Source organism: Vibrio sp. Isolate24, assembly GCF_022398215.1.
Classification (GTDB): Bacteria; Pseudomonadota; Gammaproteobacteria; order Enterobacterales; family Vibrionaceae; genus Vibrio; species Vibrio coralliilyticus_A.
In genome coordinates this window covers 191,291-208,744 of sequence record NZ_JAKEUU010000002.1, presented here as the reverse complement: position 1 = coordinate 208,744, position 17,454 = coordinate 191,291, and the positions used below count along the sequence as shown (strand labels likewise).

Annotated in this window: 17 protein-coding genes; 10 read left to right on the top strand and 7 right to left on the bottom strand. The window is 43.5% G+C overall.

Annotated features, from left to right (window positions below; translation table 11 throughout):
- Nucleotides 1–6 precede the first annotated feature (6 nt).
- Nucleotides 7–186 (bottom strand): trimethylamine N-oxide reductase system protein TorE, encoded by a 180-nt coding sequence (gene torE, locus L1D23_RS09250; RefSeq protein WP_239865747.1) that lies wholly within the window; start codon nt 184–186, stop codon nt 7–9.
- 481 nt (nt 187–667) lie between these two features.
- Here torE and L1D23_RS09245 point away from each other — a divergent pair, with 481 nt between their 5' ends.
- Nucleotides 668–1,459, top strand: a complete 792-nt coding sequence (locus L1D23_RS09245) for an ABC transporter permease (RefSeq protein ID WP_239865746.1) — start codon at nt 668–670, stop codon at nt 1,457–1,459.
- A gap of 222 nt (nt 1,460–1,681) precedes the next feature.
- Nucleotides 1,682–1,822, top strand: a complete 141-nt coding sequence (locus L1D23_RS09240) for a hypothetical protein (protein ID WP_239838267.1) — start codon at nt 1,682–1,684, stop codon at nt 1,820–1,822.
- A gap of 64 nt (nt 1,823–1,886) precedes the next feature.
- Here L1D23_RS09240 and focA read toward each other — a convergent pair whose 3' ends face one another.
- Nucleotides 1,887–2,729: a formate transporter FocA gene (focA, locus tag L1D23_RS09235; RefSeq protein WP_239838278.1), complete on the bottom strand. Its 843-nt coding sequence runs from the start codon at nt 2,727–2,729 to the stop codon at nt 1,887–1,889.
- Nucleotides 2,730–3,183: 454 nt separating this feature from the next.
- Here focA and L1D23_RS09230 point away from each other — a divergent pair, with 454 nt between their 5' ends.
- The gene (locus L1D23_RS09230; protein WP_239838266.1) at nt 3,184–3,417 is read left to right on the top strand and encodes a TIGR02647 family protein; all 234 of its coding nucleotides are present in this window, start codon (nt 3,184–3,186) and stop codon (nt 3,415–3,417) included.
- A 40-nt stretch (nt 3,418–3,457) separates the two neighbouring features.
- On the opposite strand, the gene L1D23_RS09225 is transcribed toward L1D23_RS09230, so the two are convergent.
- A complete protein-coding gene (locus L1D23_RS09225) occupies nt 3,458–4,192 on the bottom strand; it encodes a transporter substrate-binding domain-containing protein (RefSeq protein ID WP_239865745.1) in 735 nt (244 codons plus the stop codon).
- A gap of 183 nt (nt 4,193–4,375) precedes the next feature.
- On the opposite strand from L1D23_RS09225, the gene L1D23_RS09220 reads away from it, so the two are divergent.
- Both L1D23_RS09220 and L1D23_RS09215 read left to right on the top strand, forming a co-directional pair.
- Nucleotides 4,376–5,197 carry an NAD(P)H-binding protein gene (locus L1D23_RS09220; protein ID WP_239865744.1) on the top strand — a complete coding sequence of 274 codons (822 nt, stop codon included), beginning with the start codon at nt 4,376–4,378 and terminating at the stop codon, nt 5,195–5,197.
- Nucleotides 5,198–5,211: 14 nt separating this feature from the next.
- On the top strand, nt 5,212–5,844 hold the full coding sequence (locus L1D23_RS09215) for a YdcF family protein (RefSeq protein WP_239865742.1): 633 nt from the start codon (nt 5,212–5,214) through the stop codon (nt 5,842–5,844).
- 49 nt (nt 5,845–5,893) lie between these two features.
- Here the strand turns inward: L1D23_RS09215 and clpA are convergent, their stop codons facing one another.
- Together clpA and clpS are read right to left on the bottom strand one after the other, a co-directional pair.
- Entirely contained in the window at nt 5,894–8,167 is a 2,274-nt protein-coding gene (gene clpA, locus L1D23_RS09210) for an ATP-dependent Clp protease ATP-binding subunit ClpA (protein WP_239865740.1), read from the bottom strand.
- Nucleotides 8,168–8,209: 42 nt separating this feature from the next.
- Nucleotides 8,210–8,530 (bottom strand): ATP-dependent Clp protease adapter ClpS, encoded by a 321-nt coding sequence (gene clpS, locus L1D23_RS09205; RefSeq protein ID WP_239838261.1) that lies wholly within the window; start codon nt 8,528–8,530, stop codon nt 8,210–8,212.
- A gap of 465 nt (nt 8,531–8,995) precedes the next feature.
- On the opposite strand from clpS, the gene cspD reads away from it, so the two are divergent.
- Nucleotides 8,996–9,217 (top strand): cold shock domain-containing protein CspD, encoded by a 222-nt coding sequence (gene cspD / locus L1D23_RS09200; protein ID WP_006962882.1) that lies wholly within the window; start codon nt 8,996–8,998, stop codon nt 9,215–9,217.
- Nucleotides 9,218–9,310: 93 nt separating this feature from the next.
- On the opposite strand, the gene L1D23_RS09195 is transcribed toward cspD, so the two are convergent.
- Nucleotides 9,311–11,536 carry an NADP-dependent isocitrate dehydrogenase gene (locus L1D23_RS09195; RefSeq protein ID WP_239865738.1) on the bottom strand — a complete coding sequence of 742 codons (2,226 nt, stop codon included), beginning with the start codon at nt 11,534–11,536 and terminating at the stop codon, nt 9,311–9,313.
- 307 nt (nt 11,537–11,843) lie between these two features.
- Here L1D23_RS09195 and L1D23_RS09190 point away from each other — a divergent pair, with 307 nt between their 5' ends.
- On the top strand, nt 11,844–12,536 hold the full coding sequence (locus L1D23_RS09190) for a pseudouridine synthase (RefSeq protein WP_239865736.1): 693 nt from the start codon (nt 11,844–11,846) through the stop codon (nt 12,534–12,536).
- A 79-nt stretch (nt 12,537–12,615) separates the two neighbouring features.
- Here L1D23_RS09190 and aspS read toward each other — a convergent pair whose 3' ends face one another.
- Complete coding sequence (gene aspS / locus L1D23_RS09185) at nt 12,616–14,394, bottom strand: aspartate--tRNA ligase (protein WP_239865734.1); 1,779 nt, start codon at nt 14,392–14,394, stop codon at nt 12,616–12,618.
- 275 nt (nt 14,395–14,669) lie between these two features.
- Between aspS and L1D23_RS09180 the strand changes: the two genes are divergently transcribed.
- The 3 genes from L1D23_RS09180 (at nt 14,670) to cmoB (ending at nt 17,406) form a co-directional block, all read left to right on the top strand.
- The gene (locus L1D23_RS09180; RefSeq protein WP_239865732.1) at nt 14,670–15,536 is read left to right on the top strand and encodes a DUF72 domain-containing protein; all 867 of its coding nucleotides are present in this window, start codon (nt 14,670–14,672) and stop codon (nt 15,534–15,536) included.
- A 93-nt stretch (nt 15,537–15,629) separates the two neighbouring features.
- Complete coding sequence (cmoA, locus tag L1D23_RS09175) at nt 15,630–16,367, top strand: carboxy-S-adenosyl-L-methionine synthase CmoA (protein WP_239865730.1); 738 nt, start codon at nt 15,630–15,632, stop codon at nt 16,365–16,367.
- Between the two features lie 64 nt (nt 16,368–16,431).
- Complete coding sequence (cmoB, locus tag L1D23_RS09170) at nt 16,432–17,406, top strand: tRNA 5-methoxyuridine(34)/uridine 5-oxyacetic acid(34) synthase CmoB (RefSeq protein WP_239865728.1); 975 nt, start codon at nt 16,432–16,434, stop codon at nt 17,404–17,406.
- The last annotated feature ends 48 nt before the right edge of the window (nt 17,407–17,454 follow it).

Here is a 17,454-nt window from a genome sequence, read left to right as displayed (position 1 = left end):
AGTGCTTTACATGCCATGTGCACCAGGAGGTCCAAAAAAGAACACCTGTAGCATCCAAACAATAAATCCGTAGCCACCTACGAAAGCCACACTCAGAACCGGGAAGAGAACAACCGCGATAAAGAGGAAAGATTTCCACTCCAGCGAGCGTTTTTCGCCACTCTTAATTTTGTTAACATCACTCATACATTTGCCTATTTTGTATTTAGTGTTATTGGATAGCTCTTATCGCTGAGCTTGCCTTTTTCATAATCTCTAGATAAAAATGTTAGACCATACTATTTGTAGGGTTCAATTAAATCCGTCCTTACAAAGCTTGTTATTCAGCACTTTTTTGAGCTCATCCAGATATGTGTTTGATTAATAATTCATATGTCAACATGCTTGAAATTATGAAAACTTGTTAACAGTAAACAAACTGTTAAAACGCAACACTTAAGCAACAATAAAGTGAAATAACAGGCTAAAAATTCCGGCTTGCAGCAAGCGACACTCCACATAAAATCCTCAAACTTGTTACACCTTTGTTTCAAATCGAGAGTAAAAATAAGCGGATTTCTTGCCTTTAAAGATGGTGCTGGTGAAGCTTTGGAGAACAGTTTTTCACTGAAATCCATTCTTCATAAGATTTTAGGGATACAATACATATTGCTTTTTAGGAGGGCTTATGAGCGGTGCTGTCGATATTTCCTGGCCAATGCTGGCCTTATTCTTCTGTACATTGGCGATTCCGTTGTTAATCAGCCGACACTATCGACTCAATATTGAAAAAGAAACACTCATCAGTGTGGCAAGGATGACCATCCAGTTATTGCTGGTCGGTGTTTATCTTCAATACTTATTTGAGCTCAACAGCTTAACTATCAATGGTATTTGGCTGATGGCCATGACTCTCATTGGTGCCAGTTCCATCATCAGTAAAGTAAAGTTACCCAAACAAAGGTTGATATACCCTGTCAGCGCAGGTTTACTCATTGGTTTACTACCACTGTTGTTTATCATCTGTTTTTTGATCATTCAGCCACAACCACTATTCAATGCCCAATACCTCATCCCCTTGGCCGGTATGCTGCTAGGCAACTCTCTCAGTGGTAACATTGTGGCTTTGCAGAACATTTTCACCGCTATGGAAACGCGCCATAGCGAGTATGAAGCTGCCATAGCGTTGGGAGCAGCACCTAAATTTGCAACTTTGCCATTTGTTCGTGAGTCAATCCAGAAGTCGCTTGCGCCGACCTTAGCATCGATGACAACCAGTGGCTTAGTGACACTACCTGGAATGATGACAGGCCAAATACTGGGAGGAGCGAGCCCTATCGTCGCGATCAAATATCAAGTAATGATCATGATTGCGATCTTTGTCATGCTGTCTATCTCAATCAGCCTGACCCTGTCGCTTACGGTCCGATATTGCATTAATAAGGAAGGGAAAATCTTAGTGAGCTTAGGAAAAGCCTAGCCTAGGCGATATGCCTTAAACGGAGGAAAGATTTTATCCACAAAATCTGTGGATAACCATGTCATCGCTTTCAGGATAAGTCCTGATCCTATAACCGCCATAAGCTAGAAAATAAAAGGACATAAGATTCATATGCCTACCAATCAAATCCAATTATCGTCATAAAAACGTCAAATGCTAACTTTACACTGCCGTAGTCAGCTTTTTGTAAGGATACAGATAATGCAAATTGGCGCTACTTCTAACCCAACCGAGACTTCTCAATGGGAAGACAATGAAACACGAAATTGGCTTGTTTCTCAGCCCGAAGAAATTCTGGCTTTGGATGACATCATTGAAGAATCTTGGCGTCAAATACACTGAGAAGTAAAAGAATCAAAATAGGCTCGTTTTTCAACGAGCCTATATCTTATATAGTCCAACAAAACTAATCTCTTAGGTAGATCATCCAATACCACACCCCGACAAAAACACCGCCGCCAATGATATTACCCAAGGTCACAGGTATAAGGTTATTGGTAATAAAATTAAGAAGATTAAGATCGGCATAATCCGCGATATTAGCCCCTGTCATCTGCCAAAACTCATCGGGAGCAAAAAACTTAATGCCAACCGCCATAGGTACTTGAAACATGTTCGCGATACAGTGCTCAAAACCTGCGGAGACAAACATAGCAACGGGTAAGATCATAACGGCTATTTTATCCGTGAGTGTGCGCCCGCTAAATGTCATCCATACCGCTATACACACCAAGACATTACACATAATGCCTAGCGCAACCGCTGAGATAAAACTATGGTGCAGTTTATGCTGTGAAATCGCCATTGCATTTAAGCCAACCTGCCCGCTATCAAACATGTACTGCTTGGTAAGTAACATACAAATCACTAATAATAGCGCGCCAATAAGATTGCCACTGTACACCACGATCCAGTTTTTCATTAACATCTTCCAAGTGATCTTGCCGCTAGCTCTCGCCACAAGAGTCAACACAGAGCTGGTAAAAAGCTCTCCCCCTGTGACAACGACAAGAATCAAGCCTAAACTGAAAGCCAAACCACCCAGTAGTCGCGTGATTCCCCATGGTAAGTCACCTGCACCAGTGGTCACTATAGTGTAGAAAACAAATGCAATACCAATGTGAATACCGGCAGAAATCGCCAATAGGAAAGACTTCATTGGGTCTTTCGTTGCCTTACCAACCCCAATTTCAGCGGCACGTTCCGCCATCTGTGGCGGCAGTAAAGAATCAAACTGGTTTAAATTCATCATGCAAAGACATTCTAAATAATGTGGATTTGTGGGCGCGGATAATTACTCTTATAGTGATCAAATTCAAGCTTTAATTACCAAACTTAGCTGAGACCCAATTTAAACACAGGTTACTCAATCAAAGCTGCCTAACATGAAAGGAGAAAAATGCGCATAACTCAAGAAAAGGAAAAATAAATATATATGATTATCAAGCAATTAAGAAATATAGCTTAAAAGAAATACCTCTGACCTCAAGCATTAGTTCAAATTTACATATCAACCCCTTACCTTATGCAGTTTTAGCATTAGGGAGGTTGATCAATACAAACCATCAACTGGTCATAATCCAATCAAACAAAAGCGAATTTTTATCCAAACTAAGTGGTAGGTAACATTTCTATCTCCCTATAATTGCTGAATAACAATATGAGGAATATGGTTGTTTTAGTACTTTCTTTAAGGATTTATTATGAAATATACCGCTGATAAGATGGCCGAACTCAACCTGCTACTGCAATTTGACATTAGCAGTTCTGCAACTGGTATTAAAGTTCACCACGAAGCAACAGAAGAAATGCAGACGGCCGTGAAAAGGCTCTTTGATAAAGGCTTGTGTACTCTGCCTGATGGTGGTTATCTAACAGATGAAGGGATTGAAGTCGCTGAACATGCAGACAAAATCCTCAGAGTTTTATCTAGTTAGTCTTATCATAAACGAGCGTATGACTCTAACCACGAGATTCTTAGTCAGTTGACTTTGATAGTCGACTGACAATCGATTCGATATCAATTTTCTCTAAACCTTGATTAAATATTTTGTTGATGCTTTGCCCTTGTGGCTGATTTTTAAATGCCATGTATAGCATTTTATTTTCTAGTAACTTGGCATTCATTCGTAAACGTTTCCTTAACAAGCTTTCTCTTACATCAATACCAATCAGATACTCTAAGACATTTGGATCTATCACCGCGACATCCAATCGACCTTTTGCCACCTTGTGAATGTTCCTTGCATCGTTAGCGGATGCCTCGACTTGGAGTTCACCAGCTTTAACCATATTGTCGAACTCTGTTGTATTGATATACCCTTGCACTACACCTATTCGAAAGTGCTTCAAATCTGATAACGTCTCCCACCGAACTGGGTAACGAGCGTTTTCTACTAAGCCTAATGGCCCACTACCGATAGGATCCGAGAAAATAAACTCTGAGTTTTCAAAATAATATTCTGGGAAATACCCAACATATTTGTCGGATTTTGAGGCTAACGCCACAGCGCGAACCCATGGTTGAAAATCTACAACCAGCTCATACCCCATCGCCGCAAATGCCTCTCTAGCCACCGCTACTGAGTAGCCATTCTCAGGGAGATCCGTACCAGAATATGGCGGCCACTCCAATGACGTCATATAGATCTTCTGATTAGCCGTTACCATTGAAGAAAACACAACGGCCCATAACCACAAATACCATTTCATGAATGCCCCTAAAACTAGGATCGGATAACTCACTCACTATTAATCATAGACACAATTAACGCCATTCTGTAAACATTCAACACGAATAGGCACACAGCATAAACTCGAAAAACTAACAGTTGATTATTTCATAGGTCTTCCACATAGTTAGTTAAATAAAAACGTATCGAACAAGGGCTTAGTGTGAAAACAATATTGATTATTGGCGGTGGTTGGCTCGGTAAACCTCTCGCCCATTACCTCGAAACCATAGGCCACAAAGTGTTTGTAAGCCGCACAACAGACAATGGAGTTAGAGAACTCGAGTCACAACAACTATCGGGGGTGAAAATAAATTTACAAAGCGAATCTACCAGCCTTGTTAAAACCATAGAAAAAACGCATGCGGAGATTGTGATTGGCTGTTTCCCCCCTGGGTTTCGTAAAGGCAACGGCACACAATACGCAGCTCAATGGTTGTCACTTGTTCAAGCCTGCCAAGTTGCTCGCGTCACCAAAATCGTCATGGTCAGTTCAACCACTGTCTATCCAAATTTGGCGCAAGCATTAGATGAAGAGTATGCGTCTTTATCGAATGCTCTTAACAGCGATGTGTTTACTGACAACGCAAGAGTAATGCTTCAGGCAGAGCAACATGTGATTGATTCTGGTCTAGAGTACGGTATTGTACGCTGCAGTGGATTAGTTGGCCCAAATCGCCACCCATCTCGCTTCGTCAACAAATTGAAGCAGGTTAGTGACCTTGCCCCTGCTAATATGCTCCATCTAACAGATGCCATTGGAGCCACCAGCTTCCTAGCATTGAACTGTAAGAATGTAGTAGCCAATGCAACCACCCCAAATACCGTTAGCAAAGCAGAATTTTATCAAGCAGCCCTCGACAGTATTCAATCTGATGCATCACTTCCCCCTATCGTGCAATGTGCAGACAAACGGATATTGGCTGATCGCTTGATAAGCTTAGGCTATCGCTTTCACTATCAACACACGCTTGAACTCGTTTAATCTAGGGAAAGACAATGAGAACAAAGTTGTTTCAGCACATTGAAAGCCTATGGGAATACATGCAACTTTCCCAGCCACTACAACAATCAGACTGCTTGTTTGTACTCGGCAGTAACGATATTCGCGTTGCCGAGTACGCTGCGAAACTATATCTGGAAGGCTGGGCAAAGAAAATCATCTTTTCAGGTGGTCAAGGGCGTCAAACAGACGGTCTGTTTGACCAATCAGAAGCACACACATTTGCGGCTATCGCGAGAGATCTTGGTGTGCCAGCTAGTGATATCATTCTCGAAGATAAGGCCACCAATACCGGTGAAAATGTACTATATACCGCTAAAGTTTTAGATATGCTCAATTTAGACCTTCGCTCGTTTATCTTAGTGCAAAAGCCTTATATGGAAAGACGTGCATACGCCACATTTATAAAACAATGGCCGAATACCGTTGAGAATGTCTGTGTAACCTCGCCCAAGACGATGTTTGTTGACTACTTCAATGAGGACATTTCTTTAGATTTAACGGTAACTGCCATGTTAGGAGACTTTGAAAGAATCAAAGCTTATCCCAAAAAGGGCTTTCAGATTGAGCAAGAGATTCCTGCACATATCGAAACCTCCTACCTTGCTTTAAAAGGCATCTTTAGCTGATACAAAAAAGCCAGAGCATGCTCTGGCTTTTCTCTTGAATAACGCTACTTTAATGAATAGCTTCTTCTTTCTCGCTTAAGTAAGTAAACTTGAGTTCATCTTTCTTCAGGTTCACTTTTACCGTACCGCCATCAACCAAGGAACCAAATAACAATTCGTTGGCCAAAGGTTTCTTAAGCTGTTCTTGGATAACACGTCCCATAGGACGAGCCCCCATCGCTTTGTCATAACCTTTTATAGCCAGCCAGTGGCGAGCATCATCCGATACCTCAAGTGACACTCCTCGCGCATCCAACTGCGCTTGCAGCTCAACAATGAATTTATCGACCACCTGGTGAATAACATGTTCATCAAGGCTATTAAACCAAATGATGTTATCCAGACGGTTGCGGAATTCAGGAGTAAAGACTTTCTTGATTTCCGACATCGCATCATGACTATGATCTTGCTGGATAAGACCAATGGATTTCTTAACTGTCTCTTGAACACCTGCGTTAGTAGTCATGACCAGAATGACATTCCGGAAATCGGCTTTACGACCATTATTGTCTGTCAGTGTGCCGTTATCCATAACCTGAAGCAGTAGGTTAAAGATGTCTGGATGCGCTTTTTCAATTTCGTCCAGAAGCACAACGGAGTGTGGATGCTTGATCACTGCATCAGTCAACAAACCACCCTGATCATAACCGACATAACCAGGAGGCGCACCGATCAAACGGCTCACTGAGTGGCGTTCACCATATTCGGACATATCAAAGCGAAGCAGTTCGATGCCCATCAATTTCGACAACTGAACCGTAACTTCCGTTTTACCTACCCCTGTAGGACCAGCAAATAGGAATGAACCTACAGGTTTATTATCGGCACCAAGGCCAGCTCGCGTCAGCTTGATGGCTTCGCTTAGTACATCGATCGCATCATCTTGACCAAACACTAGCATCTTCATCTTCTCATCAAGATTCTGCAAAATCTCTTTGTCAGAAGAAGACACCGATTTTTCAGGAATACGTGCCATTTTCGCTACCATGGCCTCAATATCGGCCACACCAACGGTTTTCTTACGACGGCTTGCAGGCGCTAGACGATGGCGAGCACCAGCCTCATCAATCACGTCAATGGCTTTATCTGGCAAGTGACGCTCGTTGATGTATTTGGCCGAAAGTTCAACGGCAGCACGTAATGCCTTGTTGGTGTAACGAACCTCATGGTGGGCTTCGTATTTAGGTTTCAGGCCCATCAAAATTTTGGTGGTATCATCTAGAGATGGCTCAACAATATCTATCTTCTGGAAACGGCGAGATAGTGCACGTTCTTTTTCAAAGATATTGCTGTATTCCTGATACGTGGTTGAACCGATACAACGTAATTTACCGCTACTCAACAGAGGCTTAATCAAGTTAGCAGCATCAACTTGACCACCAGACGCCGCACCAGCACCAATAATGGTATGAATTTCATCGATGAAAAGAATCGCATCATCTTCTTTTTCAAGCTGCTTCAAAATTGCTTTAAAACGTTTTTCAAAGTCACCACGATATTTGGTGCCAGCCAGTAGCGAACCAATATCCAAAGAATAAATTACACTGTTTTTAATAATTTCAGGAACTTGTCCTTCAACAATTCTCCACGCTAAGCCTTCCGCAATCGCAGTTTTACCAACACCCGCTTCACCGACTAGAAGTGGATTGTTTTTGCGGCGGCGACACAATACTTGAATGGTTCTTTCTAGCTCTTTATCTCGGCCAATCAAAGGATCAATCTGACCTTGTTTAGCCAGCTGGTTCAAGTTGGAAGCAAAGCTTTCCAAACGTTCTTCTGAGCCTGCTTCCTCAGTATTATCACTGCTACTGAAAGAATCCGATGAAGAGGCATCATCACTTGAGCTTGAAGCTTTAGTGATTCCATGGGAAATAAAGTTAACAATATCTAGACGACTTATATCATTCTTTTTAAGAAGGTAGGCCGCATGCGACTCTTGTTCACTGAAGATTGCGACTAAAACGTTAGCGCCAGTGACTTCACTGCGCCCTGACGATTGCACGTGGAACACCGCACGTTGCAAGACACGTTGAAAGCTCAAAGTAGGTTGGGTTTCACGAGTTTCATCATTTTCAGGGATAAGTGGTGTGGTCTGATCTATGAAGATATCTAACTCGTTTCGAAGGGCATTAATATCTGCCTGACAAGCAAGAAGGGCTTCCCTTGCTGCATCGTTTTCCAACAATGCTAGCAGGAGGTGCTCGACGGTCATAAACTCATGTCGTTTGTCTCTAGCGCGAGAGAATGCGCCGTTTAGACTCGACTCTAACTCTTTATTCAGCATAAGTACCTCCTTTGGCAGCAACTCATGTTGCTTGATTCAGCTTTACGCTTGCTCCATTGTACAAAGCAAAGGATGCTCATTTTCTTGAGAATACATAGTGACTTGCGCTACTTTGGTTTCTGCGACTTCCGCGGTGTATGTGCCACATATCGCTTTGCCTTCGTAATGCACTTTGAGCATCACTTGTGTTGCCTTGTCTATATCCATAGAGAAAAAACGCTCTAGGATGTCAATAACAAAGTCCATTGGCGTGTAATCATCGTTATTCAAAACAACGTTATACATGGACGGCGGCTTTACTTTTGTTTTTTCTAGCTCCAGTAAATCAGAGTCTGGAGTGACCCATTCAAATTGCTTGCTCATGACTAATCGTGTTTAGAAAGTTGCTTAAGGTAATTTTACCACTTCACTGCGCAGAAGTTATCGATTTAGCTCTTATAAGTAAGAACAATTTGAGCCAAGCAAATTTACGCCCTTACTTAGAGACTAATGCAGCAATTGTATCGCTGCAAATAAAAGATTTCTATTAAACTGCATTCTCTATCTAATTGATTAAAAAGACACCAAAAACCATTCACTCCATTAATAGAACAGACCGGATTACCCTGAAACTCTTTGCAAAAATGTAAACCACAAAGGTGATTTGTTTGCAAATATGTTGAGTGTGATACGTTTTTCCTATTGACTGAGTTCAATCATTGGCTACATTGGTCAAATAGTGACTTAAAATTTGGCAGCGGCTGAATGGATATTCACTTTCTGTTTACACACGGAATTCATCGTGTAATCACACAACTTCAGTAACAATATGCATGAGGGATGTATAGCATGGCTACAGGTACAGTAAAATGGTTTAACAATGCCAAAGGATTTGGTTTTATCTGTCCGGAAGGTGAAGACGGGGATGTCTTTGCTCATTACTCCACCATTAAGATGGACGGGTATCGTACTCTGAAAGCAGGTCAACAAGTCACATTTGAAGTAGAAGAAGGACCTAAAGGGTATCACGCCAGCTCTGTGGTGCCCGTAGAAGCTCAAGCCATTAAATAACACGCTGCCAATGTCGTTCATCGGTGTAAACTACCGGTGGATCGCAACCAAAAAACCCGCCAATTGGCGGGTTTTTTATTTTTAATCAACGAATTAACGATTGATAATAGCGTTTAGTGTTGCGCTTGGGCGCATCAGAGTTGATGCTTTCTCAAACTCAGGAGCATAGTAACCACCCAGTTCACCAGCAACACCTTGTGCCCCATTAAGCTCAGCGACAATAGTATCTTCGTTAGAAGACAATGCTTCGGCTATAGGAGCAAATTCTGCTGCCAAGTCTGCATCTGTTGTTTGTGATGCGAGAGCTTGCGCCCAGTAGGTCGCTAGGTAGTAATGGCTACCGCGGTTATCTAACTCACCCACTTTACGCGAAGGAGACTTGTTGTTATCTAAGAACTCACCTGTTGCCTTGTCTAGTGCATCTGCCAATACTTGAGCTTTCGCATTACCAGTAACAGTGCTTAGGTGCTCTAGAGACGCCGCGAGCGCTAGGAATTCACCCAAAGAATCCCAACGTAGGTGGTTCTCTTTCTCAACCTGTTGAACGTGCTTAGGCGCAGAACCACCCGCTCCAGTTTCAAACAGACCGCCACCATTCATCAGTGGCACGATTGAGAGCATTTTGGCAGACGTGCCAAGCTCTAGAATCGGGAATAAATCCGTTAAGTAGTCACGCAATACGTTACCTGTAACAGAAATCGTATCCTTACCTTCTTTGATACGCTCTAGAGAGAACTTACATGCATCGAGTGGTGCTAGGATCTTGATTTCTAGACCTGATGTATCGTGGTTAGGCAGGTAAGCTTTCACCTTCTTGATCAGCTGAGCATCATGTGCTCGATTTTCGTCTAGCCAGAATACTGCAGGAACACCCGTTGCGCGAGCACGTGTTACCGCCAGTTTCACCCAGTCTTGAATCGGTGCGTCTTTCACCTGGCACATACGGAAGATATCGCCTTCCTCAACCTCTTGATCTAGTAGTACTACACCAGCAGCATCAACAACGCGGATTGTACCGGCTTGGTCAAGAATGAAAGTCTTGTCGTGAGAACCGTACTCTTCCGCTTTCTGAGCCATTAGACCTACGTTTGGCACGCTACCCATTGTCGTTGGATCAAACGCACCGTTTTCTTTACAGAAATCGATAACCGCTTGATAGATGCTTGCGTAGCTACGATCTGGGATCATCGCTTTGGTGTCTTTCTGCTTACCATCTGGACCCCACATTTGGCCAGAAGAACGCAGCATTGCAGGCATAGAAGCATCAACGATGATGTCACTTGGCACGTGAAGGTTAGTGATACCACGATCTGAATCAACCATAGCTAGCGGTGGTTGAGTTTCGTAAACAGCTTGCAGCGCAGCTTCGATTTCTTCTTTTTGAACTGCAGGTAGAGCGGCAATCTTAGCGTAAACATCACCAATACCGTTGTTTACATCAACACCTAATTGTTCAAATACGTCACCGTACTTAGCAAATACGTCTTTGTAGTAAACCTTAACAGCATGGCCAAAAATCACTGGGTCCGACACTTTCATCATCGTTGCTTTCATGTGCAGCGATAAAAGAACGTCTTTCTCTTTTGCGTCAGCAATTTCTTTTTCAAAGAAATCAACTAGCGCTTTTTTCTTCATTACTGAGCAATCTATGATTTCCTGATCTTGCAGAGCAAATGGTGCTTTCAGCTCTTTCACAGAACCATCAGCAGCAGCAAATTCGATTTTAACTTCTGTCGCACCATCCACCGTGTGAGACTTTTCACTACCAAAGAAATCACTATCTGACATGCTTGATACATGCGACTTGGAGTCTTTCGACCATGCGCCCATTGAATGTGGATTTTTCTTGGCGTAGTTCTTAACTGACTGAGGGGCACGACGATCTGAGTTACCCTCACGCAGTACTGGGTTTACCGCACTGCCTTTAATTTTGTCGTATGTTGCCTTGATAGCTTCTTCTTCATACGTGCTTGGCTCTTCAGGGTAGTTAGGCAGATTGTAGCCTTTGTCCTGAAGTTCTTTGATTGCTGCTTTAAGCTGTGGGATAGAAGCAGAAATATTCGGCAATTTAATGATGTTAGCCTCTGGCGTCTTTGCCAGCTCACCCAGCTCCGATAGAGCGTCACCAATGCGTTGTTCTTCAGTCAAATGCTCTGGGAAGTTTGCAATAATACGCCCAGCTAGAGAGATATCACGAGTATCAACATCAATACCAGATGAAGCCGTGAAAGACTGAATGATTGGTAGCAGTGAATACGTTGCTAGTGCAGGAGCTTCATCAGTGATGGTGTAAATAATTGTAGGTTTTTCTGTAGGCATGAAATTTCCCTATTGTTCTTACAAAGTCCGTCGGATGAACGGCTTTGGGTTGTGTGTCCGCTAACAAGTTTGATTTGTCATCCCCTCACTTGTTGCGATTTTATTGTCTCTTTTGTTTTTTCCTTACGTTTTTTGTTTGAAGCGTAAGATCCATGAGAACTGTACTTTTATAATTAAACAAAATCGGAGGAATAGTCTATTATCTTGTGCACCAATCCTGTTTTCGGGCGCGCACATCATAGCCTAAAATGGGTGGCTTTGAAAATTTTCGCCCACACTTCGTTTACATTTTTGCAAGGTAGTTAACATGTCAACACGCTCACGCCGTGAGTCCTCCTCGCCCTCTTCACGTTCACATAAGCCCGGTTTTAAACGCCCAGCTTCGACCAATAAAACCAAACATCATTCATCAAAGAACCGTAAAAAGCCGGCGAGTACTAAGCCTAAAATAGCCCCTGAAGATCGCAAGGTGATCGTGTTTAATAAACCTTTCGATACCTTGAGTCAATTCACTGATGGAGAAGGTAGAAAAACGTTAGCAGATTTTATCCCAGTCAAAGAGGTTTATGCGGCAGGAAGACTCGATAGAGATAGCGAAGGTCTAATGGTACTGACTAATGATGGCATACTGCAGGCCAAGCTGACTCAACCAAAATCTAAGTCACCGAAAACGTATTGGGTGCAAGTTGACGGCGCACCATCAGAGTCTGATCTCGATAAGTTGAGGAAGGGTGTTGAGCTTAAAGATGGCATGACTCTACCAGCAAAAGTTGAAGTGATGGCAGAGCCCAGTGTATGGGAACGTAACCCTCCTGTTCGCTTTAGGGCCAATATTCCGACCACTTGGCTGGCAATCACCATTATCGAAGGAAGAAACCGTCAGGTTCGCCGCATGACCGCTAATATTGGCTTCCCAACCCTACGTCTAATTCGATATTCAATGGGCGATATTAAGCTAGGTGAATTACAGCCAGGTGAATGGAAAGAAATCCTGATCTAATTGCAGCCACTGTGACTCCGAACATACAAAAACGGCGCTTCAATTGAAGCGCCGTTTACATTCACTATCAGCGAAAAGCTTATTCTGCGTCTTTCTCTTTTGCAGCCGTTACTGCAATCGCAAGCTCTTCCAGTGCTGCTGGGTTTGCAACACTTGGTGCATCGGTAAGTAGACACGCCGCCGCTGTTGTTTTAGGGAACGCGATAACATCACGGATGTTCTCTGTACCACATAACAGCATAACCAGACGGTCTAAACCGAATGCAAGACCTGCATGAGGAGGCGTACCGAATTTCAGAGCGTCCAGTAGGAAGCCAAACTTAAGCTGCTGTTCCTCTGCATCGATACCAAGAATATCAAACACCGCTGCCTGCATTTCTGCGTTGTGAATACGAACAGAACCACCACCAACTTCGTAGCCGTTGATAACCATATCGTAAGCATTTGAATTCGCTGCTGCTGGGTTTGCTTTCAATTCTTCAGCATTCACACCTAATGGAGAAGTGAATGGGTGGTGCATTGCGTGCAGGTTGCCTTCGTCGTCTTCTTCGAACATTGGGAAGTCAACAACCCATAGCGGAGCCCATGCGTTTTCGTCTGTCAGTTCAAGGTCTTTACCCAGTTTTAGACGAAGTGCACCCATTGCTTCTGCAACTGTGTTCGCTTTATCCGCACCGAATAGAATGATGTCGCCAGATTCAGCTTGAGTGCGATCCAGAATGCCGTTGATCACATCTTCATTTAGGAACTTAGCCACTGGAGATTGGATACCTTCCATACCTGCAGCGCGGTCGTTAACCTTCATCCATGCAAGACCTTTCGCACCGTAGATGCCAACGAATTCACCGTAGCCATCAATCTGCTTACGAGTTAGAGAAGCACCACCTGGTACGCGAATTACCGCAACACGACCTTTCTCATCGTTTGCAGGGCCTGAGAATACTTTGAACTCAACGTCTTTCACTAGATCAGCAACGTCTACTAGCTCTAGTGGATTACGTAGGTCTGGCTTATCGCTACCGAAACGACGAATCGCTTCAGAGAAAGGCATTACTGGGAATTGTCCTAGGTCTACGTTGAGTAGCTCTTGCCACATATCGCGAACCATTTTCTCAGTCGTTGCGCGAACTTCATCAGCCGTCATAAAAGACGTTTCGATATCGATCTGAGTGAATTCTGGTTGACGGTCAGCACGTAAGTCTTCATCACGGAAACACTTAACGATTTGGTAGTAACGGTCAAAACCAGACATCATTAGCAGCTGTTTGAATAGCTGTGGAGACTGAGGAAGCGCGTAGAAGCTGCCTTTGTGAACACGACTTGGTACTAAGTAGTCACGTGCGCCTTCTGGCGTCGCTTTAGTTAGAACTGGCGTTTCAATGTCTAGGAAACCATTGTCATCTAGGAAACGACGAACAAAGCTAGACGCTTTAGCACGTAGCTTAATGCGGTCGCTCATTTCAGGACGACGTAGATCTAGGTAACGGTACTTCAGGCGCTGCTCTTCAGAGTTCTTTTGGTTGAAGTCTAGTGGCAGAACGTCAGCACGGTTGATGATTTCAAGGCCTTTCGCGATGATCTCAACTTCACCCGTTGCCATATCTTTGTTTACTTGGCTATCTGGGCGAACACGAACTTCACCAGTTAGCTTGATACAGAATTCATTACGAAGTGTGTTAGCTACTTCATACGCATCTACCATATCTGGATCAACAACTACCTGAACGACGCCTTCACGATCTCGCATATCGATAAAAATAAGACCGCCTAAATCACGACGACGGTTAACCCAGCCGCAAAGTTCTACAGTTTGTCCTGCAAGGGACTTGTTCAGGTGACCACAGTAATGGGTACGCATAATGAATTTCCCAATCTCTTTAAATTTGTTAATTACTCGATATCAGCGTTTTCCTAGCTGATAGCGCAAAGATCCATTTATACGCTGAAAGTCATTCAAAATCGACTACTCAGAATACAATTTATTGCTATTTATCCGGTTTTGATGCTTTTTAGCGCAATAAAAGAGCAAAACCACATCAATCAGAAAAAATTGGCGCTGATTATAGCTCGAAAGTATCACTCTCTTCAAAACTCTCGTAAAGTATCTAGCAAAACAGTCAAAGACATTTAGATATGAACGAATTACCTCTTCGACTTGGTCTCACCATGTGGTCACATAACAACTGGCAACAAAGCTTTTATGGCAGTGGGACCAAACCAGCTGAAAGGTTAGAAAAATACGCCCAAGTTTTTCATACTGTTGAGGGTAATACGACGTTTTACGCCACTCCGAGTGTGTCGACAGTTCAGAACTGGCGAGCTGCGACGCATGATGATTTCAAGTTCACTTTTAAGCTGCCTAAAGCGATCACTCACCAACAAATGCTACGAGGCAGCAAAGGGCCACTCAACGAGTTCATGCAAATCATGGCACCTCTGCATGACCGCATTGGCCAGTGGACCATTCAGTTACCAGCTGCTTTTGGCCCCGAACATCTAAATGATCTGCAAAGGTTCTGCGATTTATTCCCACCCAACTTCCCTATTGGCGTTGAAGTTCGACATCCTGCTTTTTTCGCCAAAGGTGAAGAAGAACGTCAATTAAACCAGTGGCTGTACGAGAAAGGCTACGACCGGATTATCATGGATAGCCGCCCTGTGTTTGCAGCAAAACCGGACAATGAAGCCATCATCGACGCACAGCAAAAGAAACCTAAAGTCCCAGTGCACGCCATCGCCACAGCCTCACACCCCATGATTCGCTTTATCGGTCATCCAACGGAGTCTGAAAACTACGCTTTTTTCACCCCTTGGCTGAAAAAGCTACCAGAGTGGATAGCCGAAGGTAAACAACCTTATGTAATGATTCATACCGCCGACAATATTATTGCGCCAGAACTTGCGGGTAATTTGTACAAAATGCTGCAAAACACTACTCAATTGCCTGACTTATCAGCATTCCCGGCCAACGATGGCAATTCGCAGTTACAGATGTTCTGAGTAGAATTGTCTCAACACATGACACGGGCGCGATTTTCTCATAAAATACGCGCCTTTTTTGATGCGACTGCGACACTTGTCAGAGAATCGATTATGAACCCTAAGAGCAATCCAGATACGATGTTTTCCGCTCCTATCGATAAAATAGGAGACTTCACGTTTGATGAACGTGTTGCAGAAGTCTTTCCTGATATGATTCAGCGATCTGTCCCTGGATACAGCAACATCATCTCTGCTATTGGTATGTTGGCCGAAAGGTTCGTTAAACCGCATTCGAATATTTACGATCTTGGCTGCTCACTCGGCGCCGCAACCTTATCCATGCGTCGTCATATTCAGCAGGAAGGTTGCCAAATCATTGCCGTCGATAACTCGTCTGCCATGGTTGAGCGCTGCAAGCTGCACATCAATGCTTACCGCAGCGATACACCTGTGGATGTGGTAGAAGCAGACATTCGCAATATTGAAATACAAAACGCTTCTGTCGTAGTACTTAACTTCACCCTACAATTTCTCTCGCCACAAGACAGATATACTTTACTTGAGAAGATCTACGCAGGCCTTCGCCCCGGTGGGATATTGATTCTCTCGGAAAAATATGTGTTCGAAGACCCAGTCTCGAATGAGCTGCTTATTGACCTTCACCATGACTTTAAACGTGCGAATGGGTACAGCGAACTCGAGATCAGTCAAAAGCGCAGTGCGATTGAAAACGTCATGCGCCCTGACTCGAAAAAAGAACACAAAGAACGCTTTGCCGAAATCGGTTTTAGTAGCTTCGATGTCTGGTTCCAATGTTTCAACTTTGGTTCAATGTTCGCTATAAAGTAGCAAAAATGAGTCGTTTGCTCAGCATATTGAGCTAAATTGTTTAATTTATTATCAGTGAAAAACTATGTTTAACTTTGCCAATTTTTATCAGTTAATTGCCACGGATACGCGCCTCCAGCCATGGCTTAATGTTTTACCTCAGCAACTAACCGATTGGCAAAACGCAGAACATGGTGATTTTAGTCGCTGGCTAAAAGCACTCAACAAGATTCCCGAAGGCTCTCCAGATCAGGTTGATTTGAAGAACTCAGTTACCATTGCCAACGATACACCCTTTCACGATGGTGAGCTGAAAAAGCTAGAAAGTCTGCTTCGTACGTTCCACCCTTGGCGTAAAGGCCCATATCATCTACACGGTATTCACATTGATACAGAGTGGCGCAGTGACTGGAAATGGGATCGAGTCCTACCGCATATCTCACCACTTAAGAACCGTAGTGTTCTCGATGTAGGCTGTGGTAATGGCTATCACATGTGGCGCATGTTGGGCGAAGATGCCCGCTTGTGTGTTGGTATTGACCCGTCCCACCTATTCCTGATCCAGTTTGAAGCAGTGCGTAAATTAATGGGCAACAATCAGCGTGCGCACCTTTTACCATTAGGAATTGAGCAGCTACCAAAGCTAGAAGCGTTCGATACCGTATTTAGCATGGGAGTACTTTATCATCGACGCTCCCCGCTCGATCACCTTATTCAACTCAAAGATCAGCTTATCGCCGGGGGAGAGCTTGTTTTAGAAACCTTAGTCATTGAGGGAGATGAAACGTCGGTTTTAGTACCTGTTGATAGATATGCTCAGATGCGAAATGTGTACTTTTTCCCATCGGCCAAAGCACTCAAAGTATGGCTTGAGCAAGTTGGGTTCGAGGACGTACGTATCGTCGATGAAAATATCACATCCGTTGATGAACAGCGTACCACAGACTGGATGACTCACAATTCTCTACCCGACTATCTCGACCAGAATGATCCAAGAAAAACGGTCGAAGGTCACCCTGCACCACGCCGAGCCATCCTAGTCGCGAAAAAACCTAATTAAGACTAATTCTTGACAGATTCCTAACTTTTTAGGTCGGGCAAATACTTA

Bases quoted from the DNA above. Each gene is read 5' to 3' on its own strand.
- torE (WP_239865747.1), bottom strand. From the start codon at position 186: ATGAGTGATGTTAACAAAATTAAGAGTGGCGAAAAACGCTCGCTGGAG.
- L1D23_RS09245 (WP_239865746.1), top strand. From the start codon at position 668: ATGAGCGGTGCTGTCGATATTTCCTGGCCAATGCTGGCCTTATTCTTC.
- L1D23_RS09240 (WP_239838267.1), top strand. From the start codon at position 1,682: ATGCAAATTGGCGCTACTTCTAACCCAACCGAGACTTCTCAATGGGAA.
- focA (WP_239838278.1), bottom strand. From the start codon at position 2,729: ATGAATTTAAACCAGTTTGATTCTTTACTGCCGCCACAGATGGCGGAA.
- L1D23_RS09230 (WP_239838266.1), top strand. From the start codon at position 3,184: ATGAAATATACCGCTGATAAGATGGCCGAACTCAACCTGCTACTGCAA.
- L1D23_RS09225 (WP_239865745.1), bottom strand. From the start codon at position 4,192: ATGAAATGGTATTTGTGGTTATGGGCCGTTGTGTTTTCTTCAATGGTA.
- L1D23_RS09215 (WP_239865742.1), top strand. From the start codon at position 5,212: ATGAGAACAAAGTTGTTTCAGCACATTGAAAGCCTATGGGAATACATG.
- clpA (WP_239865740.1), bottom strand. From the start codon at position 8,167: ATGCTGAATAAAGAGTTAGAGTCGAGTCTAAACGGCGCATTCTCTCGC.
- clpS (WP_239838261.1), bottom strand. From the start codon at position 8,530: ATGAGCAAGCAATTTGAATGGGTCACTCCAGACTCTGATTTACTGGAG.
- cspD (WP_006962882.1), top strand. From the start codon at position 8,996: ATGGCTACAGGTACAGTAAAATGGTTTAACAATGCCAAAGGATTTGGT.
- L1D23_RS09195 (WP_239865738.1), bottom strand. From the start codon at position 11,536: ATGCCTACAGAAAAACCTACAATTATTTACACCATCACTGATGAAGCT.
- L1D23_RS09190 (WP_239865736.1), top strand. From the start codon at position 11,844: ATGTCAACACGCTCACGCCGTGAGTCCTCCTCGCCCTCTTCACGTTCA.
- aspS (WP_239865734.1), bottom strand. From the start codon at position 14,394: ATGCGTACCCATTACTGTGGTCACCTGAACAAGTCCCTTGCAGGACAA.
- L1D23_RS09180 (WP_239865732.1), top strand. From the start codon at position 14,670: ATGAACGAATTACCTCTTCGACTTGGTCTCACCATGTGGTCACATAAC.
- cmoA (WP_239865730.1), top strand. From the start codon at position 15,630: ATGAACCCTAAGAGCAATCCAGATACGATGTTTTCCGCTCCTATCGAT.
- cmoB (WP_239865728.1), top strand. From the start codon at position 16,432: ATGTTTAACTTTGCCAATTTTTATCAGTTAATTGCCACGGATACGCGC.